This is a genomic window from Actinomycetospora lutea, from assembly GCF_028737205.1.
In the GTDB taxonomy this organism is placed as follows: Bacteria; Actinomycetota; Actinomycetes; order Mycobacteriales; family Pseudonocardiaceae; genus Actinomycetospora; species Actinomycetospora lutea.
The window spans coordinates 1-16,950 of the sequence record NZ_JAQZAL010000023.1 but is presented as its reverse complement, the minus strand read 5'-3'; the positions used below and the strand labels follow the sequence as shown (position 1 = coordinate 16,950).

Here is a 16,950-nt window from a genome sequence, read left to right as displayed (position 1 = left end):
GGGGAGGTGACCCATTCGAGGGACCCTAGGCGATTCGTCACAGCGGCCCGTCAGGGCCCCGGCCACGCCGGCGGGCCCGCGCGGATCGTGGTGCGAGACTGTGCCGCGATGGAGCTCACGCAGGGGTGGTCGACGGTCGTGCCGCCGGACGTGGCCGGGCGCTACGAGCTCCGCGAGACGCGCAACGCCGCCGCCGTCCTGGCCGCGACGAGCCGCGAGGAGTTCGCCGAGATCTGCGCGGTCCTCGCCGACTTCGCCCTCACCACCGCCGACCTCGTCGAGGCCGGCGGCAACGAGTCCCGGCTCGCCGCCCGGCTCAACGCCGCCTTCCGCGCCCGCGGCTGGCGCGAGGGCCGCGTGGACACGGTGGTGACCTCCCGCCTGCAGGTGCAGCCCTGGGCACCGGCCGGCGAGGTCGGCGTGACGGTGCGCGAGAGCGAGGTCGTCAACGAGGGCTACAAGGTCGACAACGTCAAGGGCCGGGTCGCGCTCGACGTCGAGTGGAACGCCAAGGACGGCAACCTCGACCGCGACATCGGCGCCTACCGCGCGCTCTACGACGCGGGCCTCATCGACGGCGCGGTCCTGCTCACCCGCACCCACGACGACCTGCGCGAGCTCGCCCGCGAGCTGACCCGCGCGGCCGGGGGCAGCGACGACGAGGTGCGCAGCAGGCTGTCGACCTCGACCACCACCCACCTCGGCAAGCTCGAGTCGCGCATGACGCGCGGCGACGCCGGCGGCTGCCCGCTGCTCGCCGTGGCGATCTCGCGCCGCTGCTGGGCGCCCGCGGACGGCGAGCGCGCGCGTCCCGAGCCCCCGGCGCCGCTGATGCTCACGGACGGCCTGCTGTGACCGCGGATCCCCCGGGGCTGTCGGACCCCGGCGCTAGCGTCCCGCCCGCCCCGACCCCGGCGAGGAGGCCCGAGACGATGACCCTGGCGGAGGACGCGCCACGACGTGTGCGCGCGACGCCGCTGCGCGCGGACGCGACGCCCCTGGAGAGCATCGCGCTCCCCCGGACGGCGGGCGGCTTCTCCTGCGTGTACGCCGACCCGCCGTGGCGGTTCACCAACCGCACCGGCAAGGTCGCGCCCGAGCACCGCCGCCTCGACCGCTACGACACGATGAGCGCGCCCGAGATCGCTTCGCTGCCGGTGGCGGACGTCGTGTCGGCCAACGCGCACCTCTACCTCTGGGTGCCCAACGCCCTGCTGCCCGAGGGCCTCGCGGTGATGCAGGGCTGGGGCTTCCGGTACGTGAGCAACCTCGTGTGGGCCAAGCGCCGCAAGGACGGCGGTCCGGACGGGCGGGGCGTGGGCTTCTACTTCCGCAACGTCACCGAGCTGATCCTCTTCGGTGTCCGGGGCTCCCTGCGCACGCTCGACCCGGGCCGGCGCCAGGTCAACATGATCGAGACCCGCAAGCGCGAGCACTCCCGCAAGCCCGAGGAGGCCTACGACCTCATCGAGGCCTGCTCGCCGGGGCCGTACCTCGAGATGTTCGCCCGCTACGCGCGCCCGGGGTGGTCGAGCTGGGGCGCCGAGTCGGCCGAGGACGTGGCCCCGCGCGGCCGTCAGTACCCCGCCTACAGGTAGTACACGGCTGGACTGTTTCTCTCACGCCCCGTCACGTCGCTGGGCCGTCGGACGGACCTTGATCTCGTTCGCAGTACGCGTGCGACCGCTTGACTCAGGAGTAATCCTCGACAGTGGCGACATTCGGCCACGCGCTGTGATACTTCCCCGTATGGCGAAGACACCAGAGCTGGCGCGCAACCAGCGGGTGACGGGGGCGGAGCGCTCCAAACTGGGCAGCGAACTGCTCAAGCGGTACCAGAAGGGCGCCAGCATCCGTGAGATCTGCGCCGAGACCGGCTACAGCATCGGCCGGGTCCGCCGCCTGCTCGTGGACGCGGGCGTCGAGTTCCGCGGCCGCGGCGGCACGCAGGGCCGCAGCCGCAAGGACGGCAGCAAGAGCTCGAGCTAGCGCCGCCGGCGGGCCAGCGCGTTGAAGCCGCGCCGGAGCCCGACCTCGAGGCGCGACCCCTCGGCGGGCAGGAGCCCGATCTGCCGCGCGAACTGCATCTGATCGAAGATCACGAAGTTGCTCGCGAGGGCGCCGCCCTGCACGACGAAGTGGTCCATCCCGTCGAGGTCGACCGCGGCGCCCGTGGCCTCCAGGCCCTCCCACTCGGCACCCGAGTGGTGGCCCGTGAGGCGCCAGCGCAGGAACACCTCGCCGTCCTCGCGCGTGCCGCTCTCGGCCAGGCCCTCGATCGTGAGCGCGAGGTCGGGCACGGCCGCGAACACCCCGCGCCACCACGCCACGAGGTCGTCCGCGCCGCGCACGGTGCGCGGGGGGAAGCGCGCGCGGATCGTCGGCACGTACACCTGCCGCAACGCCTCGGCGTCGTGGGAGTTGATCACGTCGATCGTCCAGCGGACGAGCGCGCCGGGCGAGGCGCCGGTCGGCGGGGTCGGGCGGGGCGGGTCCGGGGCGGGCGCGGAGCTCACGGGACGGGAGCGTAGAGGTCGGGCCGCGCGGGCACCTCCTCGTCCGAGACTCCCCGAACGTCCCGGATGGTGACCAGCACCGATGAGCACTTCCCAGCTCGCCGCCCAGTGGGTGTCGGCGATCGGCAGCGCCGGCTCCCTGCTCGGCTTCGCCGCCTATGTCTGGATCATGCTGCTCAACCGCAAGGACCAGGTCGAGGTCCGGCAGGAGCAGCAGGCCCAGGGCGTCACGGCGTGGCTCGACGAGGGCGCGCGGCACGACCGCGACGAGGACTACGTGCTCTGCGTGCACAACGGCGGCGACTCGCCGGTCTTCCAGGTGCGGTGCCTGTTCAGCCTGCCGTCGAGCGACGAGCAGCACAGTGTGTCGATGGCGCTGCTGCCCCCGGCGAGCGACGAGATCCACTCGCTGCCGTTCGGGCACGACGACGTCAGCCGCGACGAGCTGTACTCGGCACCGGCGGTGCCCGAGATGCGCTTCACCGACTCCCACGGCACCCACTGGGGCCGCGACGGCAACGGCCAGCTGCACCGACTGGACCGGCGGGGCGTGCGGCGCAAGCCGTCCTCCGACGGCGGGGAGGACGCCGCGCGCGACGACTCGGCGTGGGAGCAGGCGCACCGCGAGCGCGCCGAGGCCCCGCGCGAGGGGTCGTCGCAGGGCGACTCGCCGCAGGACGACGAGCAGAACCGGCGCGCGGCCAGCCAGAGCTGAGGTCCGCTCCGGGAGCGTGGGCTCAGAGGAGCGTCAGGATGCGGGGCCCGTCGTCGGTGACGGCGACGGTGTGCTCGGCGTGCGCGGCACGGCTGCCGTCGGCGGTGCGCAGGGTCCACCCGTCGTCGTCGTGCACGTAGTCGTCCCCGCCGCCGGCGTGCAGCATCGGCTCGATCGCGATGACCATGCCGGCCCGCAGCTTCATCCCCTTGCCGGCGCGGCCCTCGTTGGGCACGTGCGGCGGCTCGTGCATGGCGCGCCCGATCCCGTGGCCGCCGTGGTCGGCGAGCATCCCGTAGCCGGCGGCCCGGGCGACGCCGCTGATCGCGGCGCCGAGGTCGCCGAGCCGGGCGCCGGGCCGGACCGCGGCGATCCCGGCCTCCAGTGAGCGCTCGGTGGTGGCGATGAGGGCGAGGTCCGCCGGGTCGGGGTCGGCGCCGACGACCGCGCTGAACGCCGCGTCCCCGCACCAGCCGTCGAGGAACGCGCCGCAGTCGATGCTCAGCAGGTCGCCCTCGGCGAGGCGGTGGGGCCCGGGGATCGCGTGCACGACCGCGTCGTTGACGCTCGCGCAGATGACGCCCGGGAACGGGCTCGGCGCGAAGTGCGGGTGGTAGTCGAGGAACGCGGGCACGGCGCCGGCCTCGGTCATCACGTCGTGGGCGACGCCGTCGAGCTCCTTCAGCGAGACCCCGGGCGCGGCCGCGGCCCGCACGGCGTCGAGGCAGCGGGCGACCACCCGGCCGGCCTCGCGCATGGCGTCCACCTCGCCGCCGGTCTTGAGCTCGATCTCGGCACGCCGCAGCATGCCCCGACCCTAGACACCGGCCTCCTGACCACCCGAAATGACACCGGTGTAGTTCGTCCCCAGTGTGGACAGCCCCTGTGGAGAACTACCGCTGCGCCGGCAGGAAGTCGTACTCCGTGGGATCGAGACGGGACACCGCGCGCACGTACTGCTCCATGTAGCGCGGCCAGTTGGCGACGATCCGGCCCGACTCGTCGCGGTACCAGGAGTCGCACTGCGTCCAGGCGGTGCCCTCGAACGCCGCCTGGAGGCGCCGGTCGAAGGCCTGCTCCACGTCGCGCCGGACCTCCACCGCCGCCGCCCTGCGCCGCGCGGTCTCCTCGAGGGCCTGGCGCACGTAGGCGACCTGCGCCTCGAGGAACACGATGATCGAGCCGCCCGAGGTGTTGGTGTTCGGCCCGTAGAGCACGAACAGCGACGGGAACCCGGGCACGGTCATCCCCAGGTGCGCGTGCGCCCCCTCGCTCCACTCCTCCTGCAGCGTCCGGCCCGAGCGCCCGACGACCTCCATGGGGAACATGAACTCGGTCGTCCTGAAGCCGGTTCCCCAGATCAGGACGTCGGCGGGGTGGTGGCGGCCGTCCTCGGTGCGCACGCCGTCCGCCTCGATCGCGGTGACCCGCTCGGTCACGAGCTCGACGTCGTCACGCTCCAGCGCGGGCAGGTAGTGCGAGCTGAACAGGATCCGCTTGCAGCCGAAGGTGTAGTCCGGCCAGGCCTTGCGGCGGGTCTCCGGGTCGCGCAGCTGGCGGCGCATGAACAGCGTCGAGTAGAGCCGGCCGAGGCGCCCGACCGTGTTCGGGTGCCTGATCATGAGCGTCAGCGACTCGAGGTAGCCCTTGAGGAAGAAGCGCCGGAAGCGCATCACACCGGGCACGCGGCGGAACACCCGGCGCAGCGCCGGCGGGTAGTACCGGTTCTTGCGGGGGAAGAACCAGTTCCCGCTGCGCTGGAAGACGGTCATCGCGCCGACCTCGGGCGCGATCGCCGGCACGAACTGGACCGCGCTCGCCCCCGTGCCCACCACCGCGACGCGCTTGCCCTGCAGGTCGACGTCGTGGTCCCAGCGCGCCGAGTGCATCTGCGGGCCCGCGAAGTCCTCCGCGCCGGGGATCGGCGGGATCGCCGGGGTGTTGAGCTGGCCGGTGGCCAGGACGACGGCGTCGGCGTCCCAGGTCCGGCCGTCCTCGGCCTCGACCGTCCAGGTCATCGTGTCCTCGGCGAGCCGCACGGCCGCGACGCGCACCGAGGGCACGAAGACCTCCTCGAGCCCGTACTCCTTCGCGACGCCCTGGAGGTACTCGAGGATCTCCGGCTGCGGCGAGCACAGCCGCGACCAGTCGCCGCGCTGGGCGAACGAGAACGAGTACAGGTGGCTCGGCACGTCGCAGGCCGCGCCCGGATAGGCGTTGTAGTACCAGGTGCCGCCGATCTCGGGCGCGCTGTCGAGGATCACCACGTCGGTGATGCCGTGGCTGCGCATCTCGATCGCCGCGGCGATGCCGCCGAAGCCCGCGCCCACGACCACCACCCGGGTGTCCTGGGCCGTCACCGTCCCGTTCCGTGCCGTCACGGGCCGGGACGGTATCCGTTCCGCGCCGCTTTTGGCAGGCTGCCAACGTGAGCGTCACCCCGGTCCGGCACACGCACCGGGCGCCGGCGGGCGTCGTGCGGCGCCACCAGGGCTACGACGAGGTGTCGCCGTCCGCGCCGCTGCGCCGCCGCGAGGCACCCCACGGCGCCTGCACGCTGATCCTCTCCTGGGCCGACCCGCTGGAGATGGCCGGGCCCGGCGGTCGCGCCCGGTCCGCGGCGTTCCTCGCGGGCATGCACGACGGGGCGGTGGTCACCGCGTTCGCGGGCCACCAGCAGGGCATCCAGGTCGACCTCACCCCGCTCGGGGTGCTGCGCCTGCTCGACCGGCCGACGGCGACGCTGACCAACCGCGTCGTCCCGCTCGACGCCCTCGAGGAACCGGCCCTCGCGGCGCTGCCGGAGCGTCTCGCGCACCTCCCCGACTGGCCGGCGCGCCACGCGCTCGTCGACGCCACGCTCGCCGACCTCCTCGACCGGTCGCGGACCTCGCCCGACCCCGAGGTCGTCCACAGCTGGGACCGCCTGACCCGGGCGCGCGGGCGGGTCGCGGTGTCCACCCTCGCCGCGGAGACCGGCTGGAGCCGCCGGCACCTGCTCACCCGGTTTCGCGACCAGGTCGGGCTCGCGCCGACGACCGCGGGCCGCGTCCTGCGCTTCCGGGAGGCGGTGCGCCTGCTCGTGGCGGACGGGCCCACCATCGCCGACGTCGCGGCCGCGTGCGGGTTCGCCGACCACTCGCACCTGGTCCGCGAGTTCCGCGACCTCGCCGGGGTCACGCCCAGCCGCTACGTGCAGGAATGGTGGGCCGGGTTCCCGGACGTCCAAGACCCGGAGCCCGGCCCGCTCCTAACCTCGCCGCCATGAGCGTCCACCCCACCCTGCGCTACCAGGACCCCGACGCGGCGATCGCCCTGCTGCGCGACGCGCTCGGCTTCACCGTCGCCGCCGCCCACCGGGACGACGCCGGTGCCGTCCAGCACGCCGAGCTCGTCCAGGGCGGCGGCGCGGTGCTGATCGGCCCGCGCCGCGAGGGCGACCGCTTCGCCACGGGCCGGGCGGTGATCTACGTCGTCGTCGACGACCCGGACGCCCACCACGACCGCGCGGTCGCCGCCGGCGCCCAGGTGGTCATGGGCCTGACCGACCAGGACTACGGCTCGCGGGAGTACGCGGTGGTCGACGGCGAGGACAACGTCTGGAGCTTCGGGACGTACCGCCCCGGTACGGCACCCTGAGGGGTGTGGGCACGCTGATCCTCGTCCTGCTGGGCATCCTGCTCGTGCTGGCGATCCTCTCCGCCGCGCTGACGGTGGTGGAGCGCCGCCGGCGGCGCCGCGAGCGCGACCCTCGCCTGCGCGCCGACCGGGACCTCCCGCCGTCGGCCTGACCTCACGCGATCCAGGCCGGCACCACCGGCTCGCGGCCCGGGCCGGACGCCCTGTCGTCGCCCGGCCCGGTCACCACGGCCTCGAGCCCGCGCTCGGCGTCCGCGTGGATGCGCCGGGGCACGCCGGGCGGCAGGACGAGGGTGTCCCCCGGGCCGAGCTCCACCTCCTCGCCCGCCACCGCGACGCGGGCGGCACCGCCCACGACCGTCCAGATCTGCTCGCCGGCCATGACGTGGTCGGGCCCCTGCGCGCCGGGCGCCATCTCCACGCGCCACAGCGCCTGCCGGCTCGCGCCCTGCGTCGGGGACGCGAAGGTCGTCATGGTCGCGTTCGGGGTGGTGGTGCGCCGGGCGTCGGCCCGCCGGATCAGCGTGCTCACGGGTGTCCTCCGTCTAGGATCGTCAACATGATTGACCGAAAAGGTAAACAACGTTGACGGAATCGTCCAGCCCCATGCCCGGCGGCGAGCTGGCGCTGCGCCTGCTCGGCGCGTTCCGCGACCTCATCGACGCGCTGCACATGGAGCTCGCGGCCCGCGGACACCCCGACGTCCGGCCCGGCCACGGGTTCGCGCTGCAGGCGATCGCGCCGGCGCCGGTGACCGGGTCCGAGCTGGCCGGGCGCCTCGGCGTCACCAAGCAGGCCGCCGGCCGGACCGTGGACGTGCTCGCCGAGCGCGGCTACGTGGCGCGCACCGACGACCCCGCCGACGCACGCCGCCGCCTCGTCGTCCTCACCCCGCGCGGGCGGGAGCTGCTCGCGCTCTCCGGCGAGATCCTCGAGCGGCTCCGGTCGCAGCGGGCCGCCGCGATGGGCCCCGAGCGCTTCGCGGCCTTCGAGGACGGGCTGCGGACGCTCACCGACGGCGGCGGGGGCCCGTTCGCGGCAGCGGGCTGGTTCGTCTCGTCGTGAGCCGCGCAGCGCTCGGCGGGCGGCTTCCGCCGACCGCGGCAGGGGTCTAGCTTCCACGCCGTCGGGGACCCGACTCGTCGATCCACGGAGCACCTCATGGGCGTCACCCTGAACCCCTACCTGCAGTTCGACGGCGAGGCCGCGGACGCCATCGCCTTCTACGCCGACGTCCTGGGCGGCACCACCCAGGTCATGACCTTCGGGCAGATGGGCATGGAGGGCCCGGACGCGGACAAGGTCATGCACGGCCAGCTCGAGAACGAGCACGGCATCACGCTCATGGTGTCCGACATGCCGCCGGGCGAGTCGCGGCAGCGCGGCAACGACGTCCGGATCTCGCTGTCCGGCGACGACGAGCCGACGCTGCGCGGCTGGTACGAGAAGCTGTCGGCCGGCGGGTCGGTCGGCACGCCGCTGGAGAAGCAGATGTGGGGCGACCTCTACGGCGACTGCACCGACCGGTTCGGCGTCCGCTGGCTCGTCAACATCTCCGCCTCGGGCTGATCAGGCGCCGTTGCCGGAGGACCCCGAGGCGGTCGACGAGGCGGTCTTCGCGGCCTTCGCGGGAGCCTTGGCGGCGGCGCCCTTCGCCGGCGCCTTCCCCGCGGCCTTCGCGGGAGCCTTGGCGGGTGCCTTCGTCGCCGTCCTGGCCGTCGCCGACGCGGCGGCCGTCGTGTCCTCGACCGTGTCGTCCACGGTGTTCACGGCGTCGTCCACGGTGTCGTCCACGGCCGTCGTCGTGCCGCCCACCGTGCCGCCCACCGTGCCGCCCACCGTGCCGCCCACCGTGTCGGCCGCATCGCCGACGACGTCGTCGCCCTTCGCGCCCTCGTCGTCGCGCTCGTCCTCCTCGTCGTCCTCATCGGCGTCCTCGTCGGCGTCGTCCTTCGCCGCGCGGCGGGTCGACCACGACAGCTCGATCTCGAGCTCGACCTCGTCGCCGTCGACCTCCACCTCGATCTCGACGTCGATGTCGTCGGCGAGCGGCAGCGTCAGGACCGGCCCGGACAACGACAGCTCGGCCGACCCGCCCTCGCGGATGGCGTCGGCGAGGTCGGCCAGCCAGTCGGCGACCTCCTCGCGCGACAGCGTCAGCTCGTGCTCGACCTTGACCTCGCCCATGTCGCCGTCCCTCCGCCGGGACGCGGCCGGTGCCGCGTCTGCCCCCCACCAGCTTTGCAGGGATCGGATGATCCGGGCGTCAGCAGCGGCGAGCGGTCCGCCCGGGATGTCCCGCCCGGGCCGGTCCCGCCGTCACACGCGGGTGACCCGGCGCGGGTGCAGGACGATCCGGCGCAGGTTCTCCTCCACCGCGTAGAGCTCGACGAGCTCGCGGTGCTCGGGGGTCGTGAGGTCGTCCCAGTAGCGCTCGGCGAGCCGCCGGGCGAGGTCGGCCGCGCCGCCCTCGGGCAGCGTCACGTCCGCCTCGATCGAGACCCAGCCCTCCGGCTCGCCCTCCGGGGTGACCACGACGAACGAGGCCCGCGGGTCGGCCGCGAGGCGGCGGACCTTGAGCGCGTCGGCCATCGAGAACAGCTGGATGTCGTCGTCCGGGGTCCGCTCGAACCACACCGGACGCGGGGCGGGGAGACGCTCCCGGCCCGGCGGGATCGTGAGCAGCCCGTGCAGCGGACGGTCGAGCAGGGCGCGGTCGGTGTCGGTGAAGTCCTCGGCCATGCCCTCCAGCGTGGGCGCGCGGGGCCGCGGCGCCCATCCGCGCGGCTCCACGGCACCTACGCGAGCGTCTAGCCTCGAGATCGTGGAGACCGTCGACGGACTGCTCGGCGCGGTCCGCGTCGTCGACCCGGAGTTCCGCGTCGAGGAGCTCGGCGACGGCCCGGCGTTCCTCGCGACCGGGGACCGGTGGGCCCTCGTCGCGGTCGCGCGCGGCCGGGTCCGCCTGCTGGGCACGACCCTGACCCCGGGCGACGCCGTGCTGACGCGCCACCGCGGCGAGCTCCCCGCGCAGGCCCGGGAGGCCGGCACGACGCTGCTGGTCACCCGGTTCGCCCTGCACGGGACCGGCCGCCTGCGCGCGCTGCCCGACGAGGTCGTCGTGCCCGCGGACTCGGAGTTCTGCCGCCTGCTCATCGAACGGCTCGCCGACCAGTTCTGCGCGGCACCCGAGAGCGACGTCGTGTCCGAGCGGCTGCTCGACTGGCTGGTCACCGGCACCGTCCGCGACGTCCTCACCGCGGCGGCGCCGCACGGGACGGTGACCGACCCGGACGTGTCCGCGGCCCTGTCCGCCGTGCACGACGACCCGGCGCGGGCCTGGACCGTCGAGGGTCTCGCCCGGCACGCCGGCGTGGGCCGCGCGGCGTTCGCGAAGCGGTTCCGCGAGGCCGTCGGCACCTCGCCGCTGTCCTACGTCCGCGAGCACCGGCTCGACCTCGCCGAGCGCGCCCTGATCACCGAGCCCGAGGTCACCGTCGCGGCCGTCGCCCGGCGCGTCGGCTACGCCAACCCCTTCAGCTTCAGCGCCGCGTTCCGTCGCCACCGGGGCCTCGCGCCCAGCGAGGTCCGCCACCGGCCCTCGTCGAGGACCGATGGCGGGGCGGTGCCGGCGGATCCGATGGTGGCGGACTGATCAACCGCCGGCGCACAGGTCGGCGCGGTTCGCGACGCGGTAGCGCGGGTCGATCATGGCCTCGGCCCCCTGCCCGGTGTCGGACGCGGAGATCGCGACGAACGGCGAGTTCCGGTAGACGTCGACGACCACCGGTGCGGTCCCGCCGGCCGGGAGGTCGATGGTGCCGGTGTACTTCGCGCTGCAGGCGTCCTGCGAGTGCGGGGTCAGGCCCGTGCCGCCCCAGCCGCGGACCATCGCGTCCTCGAACGGGGCCGCGGCGCCGGTGTAGCGGTAGAAGACGAACACGGTGCCGTCGCCGGACCCGGTGCAGACCTGGCCCTCGGTGGTGGAGGGGACCTGCTCCTCGGGGGTCGTCGGCGTACAGCTGCCGTTGCCCGCGAACATGCTCGTCAGCGTGTAGTGGCTGGTCGGGGCCGGTGCCGGCGCCGGGGTGGGCGTGGGCGCGGTCGACACGCCCGTCGCCATGACCGCGACCGCCGCGAGGAGCCCGCCGAGCAGCACGACGGCGAGGGCCACGGCGACGAGGACGGTCCGCCCGCGCCCGGACGGCGGCGGGGTCGGCGGCGGGGGCGGCGGCACGGGTCCGGGGAAGGGCGGCGGGCCCCAGCCCCCGGGCGGGGTCAGCGGCGGGTACCCGAGGGGCAGGCCGGCCGGCGGGGTCGCCGGGTGCCGGGGACTGGGGACGACCCCGTACGGCGGCGGCGGTGCGCCCGGGGGCGGCCCCATCGGGCGGGGCCCGGGGTAGGGCCCCGCGCCGTGGGTGAAGTCGCGGACATCCGTCATCGTCGTTCCTCCGCTTCGAGGCCGTTCCTGCTGCTCAGAGCCTTGTCCGGCGGTCGGCGGGGAACGATCGGGCAGGCCCTCCCCCCGGCGGGGAGAGCCCCCGGGACGGGCGGGGTGAGCCCCCGCGCCCGGCGGGCGCCCCGTCATAAGGCACGCCTTCTGCGACCAGTGGCGGATCCGATCAACGGCGCGAGGTCAACTCCCGCGCGGCGCGTGATCCTGGTGATGTCCGTCACGAGAGCGAGGCCAGCCATGACCAGTCCCCCGCCGTTGCCGTCGTACTCCGGCGACCGACTCGCCGAGCGGCTCGCGGCCGGTCCCGTCGTGTGCGGGGAGGGCTACCTGTTCGAGCTCGAGCGGCGGGGTTACCTGCAGGCCGGCGCGTTCGTGCCCGAGGTGGTCCTCGAGCACCCCGAGGAGGTCGCCGCGCTGCACCGCCAGTTCGTGCACGCCGGCTCCGACGTGGTCGAGGCGTTCACCTACTACGCCCACCGCGAGAAGCTGCGCGTGATCGGCAAGGACGGCATCCTCGAGCCGCTCAACCGCCAGGCGCTCGAGATCGCCCGCGGCGTCGCCGACACGACCGGCACGCTGCTCGCCGGGAACATCTGCAACACCGGGGTGTACGAGCCGGCCGACCCCGCCACCCACGCCGCCGTGCGCGGGATGTTCACCGAGCAGGTGGGCTGGGCGGCGGAGGCCGGCGCCGACTACGTCATCGGCGAGACCTTCCGCTACCTCGGCGAGGCCCGCATCGCCCTCGAGGTGATCCGCGAGGCCGGGCTGCCCTCGGTGATCCTGCTGGTGGCCGGTCACGAGCCGGTGACCCGCGACGGCGTCGACATCGTCGAGGCGTGCCGCGAGCTCGCCGCCTGCGGCGCCGACGTCGTGGGACTCAACTGCGTGCGCGGCCCCGCCACGATGCTGCCGCTGCTCGGACCGATCGCGGGGGCGGTGGACGTCCCGGTCGCCGCGCTGCCGGTGCCCTACCGCACCACCGCGGAGCAGCCGACCTTCCACGCGCTACGCGACCCGGGCCCGACCCCGCTGCCCGAGGACCTCCCCTTCCCCACCGCGCTCGACCCCTTCACCTGCCACCGCTACGAGATCGCCGACTTCACCCGCCGGGCCCGCGCCGCCGGCGTGCGCTACTTCGGGCTGTGCTGCGGCGCGGCGCCGCACCACCTGCGCGCGATGGCCGAGACCCTCGGGCGGACCCCGCCGGCGAGCCGGTACTCCCCGGACATGTCCAAGCACGTCTACCTCGGCGCGGACACCCGGCTGCGGGCGGCCAACCAGGCCTACCGCAACTCCTTGTAGCGCCGGGCCGGAGCGCTAGCGTGCTCCTTCCCAGCGGCCCGACGGGCGGGCCGCAGGAGGTGAGCCATGGACGCCGCCGTCGTGCGCTGGTGGGACGTGCCCATCGTCGGGTGGTCCGACGCGGGCTCGTCGCCCCAGCAGCGCGGTCGCGACACGCGCCACACCCTGCTGCTCGAGGCGGCGCGCGCGTTCGACCAGCGGGGCTACGACGCCGCCTCGCTCTCGGACATCCTCGCCGCGTCCGGGCGCACCAAGGGCGCCATGTACTTCCACTTCCGGTCCAAGCAGCAGCTCGCCACCGACCTCGTCACCGAGGTCATCGACTCCTGGGACGTCGTGCGTACGACGATCGCGGGGCGCGGTCTCGACCCGCTGCGCACGCTCCTGGTCGAGACCGACGCCTACGTCAGCCGGTGGACCCACGACGTCGTCGTGCGCGGCGCGAGCCGGGCGATGTCCGGCACCACGCACTTCGCCGAGGCCCACCGCGCCTGGTACAGCGACTGGGCGACCAGCACGGCCGCCCACCTGCGGGCCGCGCTCGAGCTGGGCCTGCTGCGCCCCGCGACCGACCCGGACCGCGTGAGCAGGCTCGTGGTCGCGGCCTCCTGCGGGCACCGGTCGTTCGCCGAGACCATCGTCGGGTCGCCCACCCACTTCGAGCGGATGACCGACACCTGGCTCGGCATCCTGCCGGTCGTCGCCACCGCCACGTGGCTCGACGAGGTCCTCGCGTCGGACTGGGAGAAGCGCACCGCTCCCGAGGCCGCGGAGTTCGTGCGGGTGCGCGCCGGATGAGCGCTCGACGGAAGGACTGGCCGTGATCTTCATCGTGATCAGCATCGAGGTCCGCGCGGACAAGCGGGACGACTTCCTCGCCGGCGTCAGGCGCTACAGCGCGCAGGTCCGGGAGGAGCCCGGCAACCGGCACTTCACCTGCTACGAGAGCGTCGAGGGACGCGGCGACTTCGTCGTCGTGGCGAACTACGCCGACCAGGCCGCGGGCGAGGCCCACGTCGCCTCGGAGCACGCGCAGTGGTTCTTCGGGTGGCTGCCCTCGGTGGTCTCGCGCGTCCCGACGATCGTCTACCAGGACCTGCCCGCCGGGGTGGACTGGACGGAGATGGGCGAGGTCGCCGCGCACATGTGAACCGGCGCGGTCAGGAGCCCCGGACCGTGCCCGTGACCGACGGCGGCGCGCCCGGCACGCCCGCCTCCAGCGCCAGGCCGTCGTCGGATCCCTCCGGCGACGACCGGTCCGCCGCGGGCCGGGCGACGACGTGCTGACCGGCGAAGACCGGGCGGCGCAGGCGGAAGTCGAACCGCCGCACCGGACGGCCGGGGCGGTGGCGCCGCGGCACCTCGAGCAGCTGCAGCGCGAGGAGCGGCCCGTGCACGACGAGACCCGGATAGCCCTCGACCTGCGTGACGTAGGGCAGGTCGTAGTGGATGCGGTGGGTGTTGTAGGTCAGCGCGGAGAACCGGAACAGCAGGGTCTCGTCGGGGGTCAGCGCGACCGCCTCGGGACCGGGGGCGGGCAGGTCGGCGTCGGGGGCGTCGAGCGCGATGCCGCGGGCCTGCCCCGGCGGCTGGGAGCGGTAGACGACGTCCTGCTCCTCGCCCACGATCGTCGTGCCGTCGCGGCGGAACTCGTGCCGGACGGTCACCAGCACCATGTCCCCGCTGCGGCCGGACTTGACGTCGCAGCGCCGCAGGGTGGAGTGCCGCTCCAGGGTCTCGCCGACCCGCATCGGGGCGCCGACCTCCAGCCGGCCCCCGGCGATCATGCGCCGGCGGTGCGGCACCGGCGGCATGAACCGGCCCTGCGCCGGGTGGCCGTCGTCGCCGAGCTGGTCCTGGCGGGGATGGTCGAGGAAGCCGAACCAGTGCCACAGCGGCGGCAGGTCCTCGCCGTCGCCCGCGACGGGCGGCAGGTCGAACAGACCCGACACCGCGCCGACGGTCCAGGCGTCGGTGGAGCCGGAGGTCACCACCGGTGCGGGCGACCAGCCGCGGACGCACTCCGCGAGGTCGGGCGTGCTCACCCCAGACCGCCACGCTGGACGAGCTGGCGCACGATGACGTTGCTCTGGATCTCGTTGGTGCCCTCGCCGACGATCATCAGCGGCGCGTCGCGGAAGTAGCGCTCGACGTCGAACTCGGTGGAGTAGCCGTAGCCGCCGTGCACCCGGATCGCGTTGAGCGCGACCTCCATGGCGGTCTCCGAGCAGAAGAGCTTCGCCATGCCCGCTTCCATGTCCGACCGGTCGCCCGAGTCGTACGCCTCGGCGGCGTGCTGGAGCAGGCTGCGCGCGGCGGTGATCTTGGTGCCCATGTCCGCGAGCAGGTTGCCCACCGACTGGTGCTTCCAGATCGGCTTGCCGAAGCTCTCGCGCTCCTGGGCGTAGCGCAGGGAGTCGTCGAACGCGGCGCGCGCGACGCCGGTGGCCCGCGCGGCGACCTGGATGCGGCCGATCTCCAGGCCGCGCATCATCTGCGAGAAGCCCCGGCCCTCGACCCCGCCGAGCACGGCGTCGGCGTCCACCCGGGCGTCGGTGAACGCGAGCTCGCAGCTCTCGACGCCCTTGTAGCCGAGCTTGGGCAGGTCCTTGGACACCTCGACGCCGGGGACCTTCTCCACCAGCAGCACGCTGATGCCCGCGTGGGCCGGCTCGGCGCTCGGGTCGGTCTTGCACAGCAGCGCGATGAGCCCGGAGCGGCGCGCGTTGGTGATCCAGGTCTTGGTGCCGTTGATGACGTAGGAGTCGCCGTCGCGCTTCGCGACGGTGCGCAGCGCCTGGAGGTCCGAGCCCCCGCCGGGCTCGGTGAGCGCCATCGTGGCGCGCAGCTCGCCGGTGGCCATGCGGGGCAGGTAGCGCTGCTGCTGCTCCTCGGTGCCGTAGGTGAGCAGGAGCTTGGCGACGACCGTGTGCCCGCCCATGGAGCCCGCGAGGCTCATCCAGCCGCGGGCGAGCTCCTCGGTCACCCGCGCGTAGCACGGGGTGGTGACCTGCAGGTCGCCGTAGGGCTCGGGGATCGCCAACCCGAAGACCCCGAGCTCCTTCATCTGCTCGATGAGCTTCTCGGGGTAGGTGTTGGCGTGCTCCAGCTCCTGGGCCACCGGCCGGACCTCGTGGTCGACGAAGTCGGCGACGGTGTCGACGATGGCCTGTTCTTCGGCGTCGAGGCTGGTCACCGGCATCTCCTGTCGTCGCGGGCGAACCCTGAGGATTCTATAGAATCCGTTCGCAACGAACAACGACCCGCAGCCGAGGGCTTACGACACGGACTGCTCGGTGTCGCCGTCGAAGGCGTGCACCCGGTGCAGGTGCTCGACGAGCAGCCGTCCGATGTGCTTCGCGTGCGCGGTCATCGCCGCCCGGGCCGCGTCGGCGTCCCCGGCCTCGAGGGCGGCGAACACGTCCTCGTGGTCGTGGGCGGAGGCGTGCGCCCAGCCGTCGACGCGGCCGTAGTAGTGGCGCGGCACGTACTGCACGGTCAGGTTCAGCAGCGTGGTCAGCCGGCCGGTGCCGCCGGCGCGGTTGATCGTCCGGTGGATCTCGTGGTTGAGGCGCTCGGTGCGGTCGGTGTCACCGGCGGCGTGGGCGCGCTCGAGCTCCGCGTGGGTGGCGCGCAGCCGGGCCACGTCCTCGGCCGACAGCAGCTGCGCGGCCCGCGCCGCGAGTTCGCCGGCGATGAAGGCCTGCACCTCGAAGAGGTCCTCGACGTCCCGCGCGGTGATCGACTGCACGCGGAACCCGCGCCGCGGCTCCCAGCGGACCACGCCCTCGCTGTGGAGGATCATCAGCGCCTCGCGGACCGGCGTGGCGCTCACGCCCAGCTGGTCGGCGAGGCGCTCGGTGCGGATGAACTCGGGGGCGCGCAGGTCGCCGACCATGATGGCCTCGCGGACGTACGCCGCGACCCGCTCGCTGAGCTGGTGGCGCTCGTCGAGCCGGTCCGGCATGCGGCGCGGCTCGAACGCCGGCTTGCCGCCACCGCGCGTCATGACCGCCCCTTCCGCGCTGCCGATCCGGCTGCGCAGGATAGCCGACCGGTGACCGGCGTCCGCCCTGCTCGGCGGCCCGCAGCACGGCCACGGTTTGCCGTTCCGGCAAGAACGCCGGCGCCCCGGCGACGCGGCGCCCCTGATGCCGGGCGCGGCCCCCGGACACGGCCCAGCACCTCCACGCGCCCCACGACGACGAGCAGTAGCGCCGCACCGACGGGCCACGGCCCCGCGAGCGAGCGCCTACGCTGCCCGGCGTGAAGGCGCTGCTCCTGGAGAACATCCATCCGGTCGCTGCGGAGGCGTTGCG

Annotated in this window: 23 protein-coding genes; 13 read left to right on the top strand and 10 right to left on the bottom strand. The window is 74.3% G+C overall.

The genetic code is table 11. The annotated features are described in order from the left end of the window. Window positions 1–108 precede the first annotated feature (108 nt). From PHK61_RS22935 to PHK61_RS22925, 3 genes are all read left to right on the top strand, one after another. Complete coding sequence (locus PHK61_RS22935) at window positions 109–855, top strand: BglII/BstYI family type II restriction endonuclease (protein WP_274283338.1); 747 nt, start codon at window positions 109–111, stop codon at window positions 853–855. 77 nt (window positions 856–932) lie between these two features. Further along, entirely contained in the window at window positions 933–1,598 is a 666-nt protein-coding gene (locus PHK61_RS22930) for an MT-A70 family methyltransferase (protein WP_274283337.1), read from the top strand. A 151-nt stretch (window positions 1,599–1,749) separates the two neighbouring features. Further along, a complete protein-coding gene (locus tag PHK61_RS22925; protein ID WP_274283336.1) occupies window positions 1,750–1,989 on the top strand; it encodes a helix-turn-helix domain-containing protein in 240 nt (79 codons plus the stop codon). On the opposite strand, the gene PHK61_RS22920 is transcribed toward PHK61_RS22925, so the two are convergent. Next, window positions 1,986–2,516, bottom strand: a complete 531-nt coding sequence (locus PHK61_RS22920) for an ester cyclase (protein ID WP_274283335.1) — start codon at window positions 2,514–2,516, stop codon at window positions 1,986–1,988. The two genes, PHK61_RS22925 and PHK61_RS22920, sit on opposite strands and share 4 nt — an antisense overlap. Before the next feature lie 82 nt (window positions 2,517–2,598). Here PHK61_RS22920 and PHK61_RS22915 point away from each other — a divergent pair, with 82 nt between their 5' ends. Next, the gene (locus PHK61_RS22915) at window positions 2,599–3,231 is read left to right on the top strand and encodes a hypothetical protein (RefSeq protein ID WP_274283334.1); all 633 of its coding nucleotides are present in this window, start codon (window positions 2,599–2,601) and stop codon (window positions 3,229–3,231) included. Between the two features lie 22 nt (window positions 3,232–3,253). Here the strand turns inward: PHK61_RS22915 and map are convergent, their stop codons facing one another. Together map and PHK61_RS22905 are read right to left on the bottom strand one after the other, a co-directional pair. Then, the gene (gene map, locus PHK61_RS22910) at window positions 3,254–4,039 is read right to left on the bottom strand and encodes a type I methionyl aminopeptidase (RefSeq protein WP_274283333.1); all 786 of its coding nucleotides are present in this window, start codon (window positions 4,037–4,039) and stop codon (window positions 3,254–3,256) included. Between the two features lie 85 nt (window positions 4,040–4,124). After that, on the bottom strand, window positions 4,125–5,612 hold the full coding sequence (locus PHK61_RS22905; RefSeq protein WP_274283332.1) for a flavin-containing monooxygenase: 1,488 nt from the start codon (window positions 5,610–5,612) through the stop codon (window positions 4,125–4,127). Between the two features lie 47 nt (window positions 5,613–5,659). On the opposite strand from PHK61_RS22905, the gene PHK61_RS22900 reads away from it, so the two are divergent. Genes PHK61_RS22900 through PHK61_RS22890 form a run of 3 tightly spaced genes read left to right on the top strand, consistent with a single transcriptional unit; the run spans window position 5,660 to window position 7,022 of the window. Beyond that, window positions 5,660–6,499: a helix-turn-helix domain-containing protein gene (locus PHK61_RS22900; RefSeq protein ID WP_274283331.1), complete on the top strand. Its 840-nt coding sequence runs from the start codon at window positions 5,660–5,662 to the stop codon at window positions 6,497–6,499. Continuing rightward, entirely contained in the window at window positions 6,496–6,870 is a 375-nt protein-coding gene (locus tag PHK61_RS22895; protein ID WP_274283330.1) for a VOC family protein, read from the top strand. Before PHK61_RS22900 ends, PHK61_RS22895 begins: the two co-directional genes overlap by 4 nt. 5 nt (window positions 6,871–6,875) lie before the next feature. After that, entirely contained in the window at window positions 6,876–7,022 is a 147-nt protein-coding gene (locus tag PHK61_RS22890) for a hypothetical protein (protein ID WP_274283329.1), read from the top strand. Window positions 7,023–7,024: 2 nt separating this feature from the next. Here the strand turns inward: PHK61_RS22890 and PHK61_RS22885 are convergent, their stop codons facing one another. Then, on the bottom strand, window positions 7,025–7,402 hold the full coding sequence (locus PHK61_RS22885) for a cupin domain-containing protein (RefSeq protein ID WP_274283328.1): 378 nt from the start codon (window positions 7,400–7,402) through the stop codon (window positions 7,025–7,027). 53 nt (window positions 7,403–7,455) lie between these two features. On the opposite strand from PHK61_RS22885, the gene PHK61_RS22880 reads away from it, so the two are divergent. Both PHK61_RS22880 and PHK61_RS22875 read left to right on the top strand, forming a co-directional pair. Beyond that, window positions 7,456–7,935 (top strand): MarR family winged helix-turn-helix transcriptional regulator, encoded by a 480-nt coding sequence (locus PHK61_RS22880; protein WP_274283327.1) that lies wholly within the window; start codon window positions 7,456–7,458, stop codon window positions 7,933–7,935. A gap of 96 nt (window positions 7,936–8,031) precedes the next feature. Next, window positions 8,032–8,439, top strand: coding sequence for a VOC family protein (locus PHK61_RS22875; protein WP_274283326.1), 408 nt, complete (start codon window positions 8,032–8,034; stop codon window positions 8,437–8,439). On the opposite strand, the gene PHK61_RS22870 is transcribed toward PHK61_RS22875, so the two are convergent. Both PHK61_RS22870 and PHK61_RS22865 read right to left on the bottom strand, forming a co-directional pair. Next, window positions 8,440–9,057: an amphi-Trp domain-containing protein gene (locus PHK61_RS22870; RefSeq protein WP_274283325.1), complete on the bottom strand. Its 618-nt coding sequence runs from the start codon at window positions 9,055–9,057 to the stop codon at window positions 8,440–8,442. A 132-nt stretch (window positions 9,058–9,189) separates the two neighbouring features. Then, window positions 9,190–9,612 (bottom strand): pyridoxamine 5'-phosphate oxidase family protein, encoded by a 423-nt coding sequence (locus PHK61_RS22865; RefSeq protein ID WP_274283324.1) that lies wholly within the window; start codon window positions 9,610–9,612, stop codon window positions 9,190–9,192. Window positions 9,613–9,694: 82 nt separating this feature from the next. Between PHK61_RS22865 and PHK61_RS22860 the strand changes: the two genes are divergently transcribed. Then, window positions 9,695–10,525: an AraC family transcriptional regulator gene (locus tag PHK61_RS22860; RefSeq protein ID WP_274283323.1), complete on the top strand. Its 831-nt coding sequence runs from the start codon at window positions 9,695–9,697 to the stop codon at window positions 10,523–10,525. Here the strand turns inward: PHK61_RS22860 and PHK61_RS22855 are convergent, their stop codons facing one another. Beyond that, window positions 10,526–11,311 carry a hypothetical protein gene (locus PHK61_RS22855; RefSeq protein ID WP_274283322.1) on the bottom strand — a complete coding sequence of 262 codons (786 nt, stop codon included), beginning with the start codon at window positions 11,309–11,311 and terminating at the stop codon, window positions 10,526–10,528. Window positions 11,312–11,563: 252 nt separating this feature from the next. Here PHK61_RS22855 and PHK61_RS22850 point away from each other — a divergent pair, with 252 nt between their 5' ends. The 3 genes from PHK61_RS22850 to PHK61_RS22840 all read left to right on the top strand — a co-directional run bounded on the left by PHK61_RS22850 (window position 11,564) and on the right by PHK61_RS22840 (window position 13,781). Then, complete coding sequence (locus tag PHK61_RS22850; protein WP_274283321.1) at window positions 11,564–12,631, top strand: homocysteine S-methyltransferase family protein; 1,068 nt, start codon at window positions 11,564–11,566, stop codon at window positions 12,629–12,631. A gap of 66 nt (window positions 12,632–12,697) precedes the next feature. After that, window positions 12,698–13,429 (top strand): TetR/AcrR family transcriptional regulator, encoded by a 732-nt coding sequence (locus PHK61_RS22845; protein ID WP_274283320.1) that lies wholly within the window; start codon window positions 12,698–12,700, stop codon window positions 13,427–13,429. Window positions 13,430–13,451: 22 nt separating this feature from the next. Beyond that, entirely contained in the window at window positions 13,452–13,781 is a 330-nt protein-coding gene (locus PHK61_RS22840; protein ID WP_274283319.1) for a putative quinol monooxygenase, read from the top strand. A 10-nt stretch (window positions 13,782–13,791) separates the two neighbouring features. On the opposite strand, the gene PHK61_RS22835 is transcribed toward PHK61_RS22840, so the two are convergent. From PHK61_RS22835 to PHK61_RS22825, 3 genes are all read right to left on the bottom strand, one after another. Next, the gene (locus PHK61_RS22835) at window positions 13,792–14,676 is read right to left on the bottom strand and encodes an HTD2 family dehydratase (protein WP_274283318.1); all 885 of its coding nucleotides are present in this window, start codon (window positions 14,674–14,676) and stop codon (window positions 13,792–13,794) included. Continuing rightward, window positions 14,673–15,833, bottom strand: a complete 1,161-nt coding sequence (locus PHK61_RS22830; protein ID WP_274283317.1) for an acyl-CoA dehydrogenase family protein — start codon at window positions 15,831–15,833, stop codon at window positions 14,673–14,675. The genes PHK61_RS22835 and PHK61_RS22830 overlap by 4 nt, the downstream gene beginning before the upstream one ends. A gap of 75 nt (window positions 15,834–15,908) precedes the next feature. Next, window positions 15,909–16,640: a GntR family transcriptional regulator gene (locus PHK61_RS22825; protein ID WP_274283316.1), complete on the bottom strand. Its 732-nt coding sequence runs from the start codon at window positions 16,638–16,640 to the stop codon at window positions 15,909–15,911. Window positions 16,641–16,950 lie beyond the last annotated feature (310 nt).

Bases quoted from the DNA above. Each gene is read 5' to 3' on its own strand.
- PHK61_RS22925 (WP_274283336.1), top strand. From the start codon at position 1,750: ATGGCGAAGACACCAGAGCTGGCGCGCAACCAGCGGGTGACGGGGGCG.
- PHK61_RS22935 (WP_274283338.1), top strand. From the start codon at position 109: ATGGAGCTCACGCAGGGGTGGTCGACGGTCGTGCCGCCGGACGTGGCC.
- PHK61_RS22825 (WP_274283316.1), bottom strand. From the start codon at position 16,640: ATGACGCGCGGTGGCGGCAAGCCGGCGTTCGAGCCGCGCCGCATGCCG.
- map (WP_274283333.1), bottom strand. From the start codon at position 4,039: ATGCTGCGGCGTGCCGAGATCGAGCTCAAGACCGGCGGCGAGGTGGAC.
- PHK61_RS22875 (WP_274283326.1), top strand. From the start codon at position 8,032: ATGGGCGTCACCCTGAACCCCTACCTGCAGTTCGACGGCGAGGCCGCG.
- PHK61_RS22855 (WP_274283322.1), bottom strand. From the start codon at position 11,311: ATGACGGATGTCCGCGACTTCACCCACGGCGCGGGGCCCTACCCCGGG.
- PHK61_RS22845 (WP_274283320.1), top strand. From the start codon at position 12,698: ATGGACGCCGCCGTCGTGCGCTGGTGGGACGTGCCCATCGTCGGGTGG.
- PHK61_RS22895 (WP_274283330.1), top strand. From the start codon at position 6,496: ATGAGCGTCCACCCCACCCTGCGCTACCAGGACCCCGACGCGGCGATC.
- PHK61_RS22865 (WP_274283324.1), bottom strand. From the start codon at position 9,612: ATGGCCGAGGACTTCACCGACACCGACCGCGCCCTGCTCGACCGTCCG.
- PHK61_RS22915 (WP_274283334.1), top strand. From the start codon at position 2,599: ATGAGCACTTCCCAGCTCGCCGCCCAGTGGGTGTCGGCGATCGGCAGC.
- PHK61_RS22930 (WP_274283337.1), top strand. From the start codon at position 933: ATGACCCTGGCGGAGGACGCGCCACGACGTGTGCGCGCGACGCCGCTG.
- PHK61_RS22830 (WP_274283317.1), bottom strand. From the start codon at position 15,833: ATGCCGGTGACCAGCCTCGACGCCGAAGAACAGGCCATCGTCGACACC.
- PHK61_RS22870 (WP_274283325.1), bottom strand. From the start codon at position 9,057: ATGGGCGAGGTCAAGGTCGAGCACGAGCTGACGCTGTCGCGCGAGGAG.
- PHK61_RS22850 (WP_274283321.1), top strand. From the start codon at position 11,564: ATGACCAGTCCCCCGCCGTTGCCGTCGTACTCCGGCGACCGACTCGCC.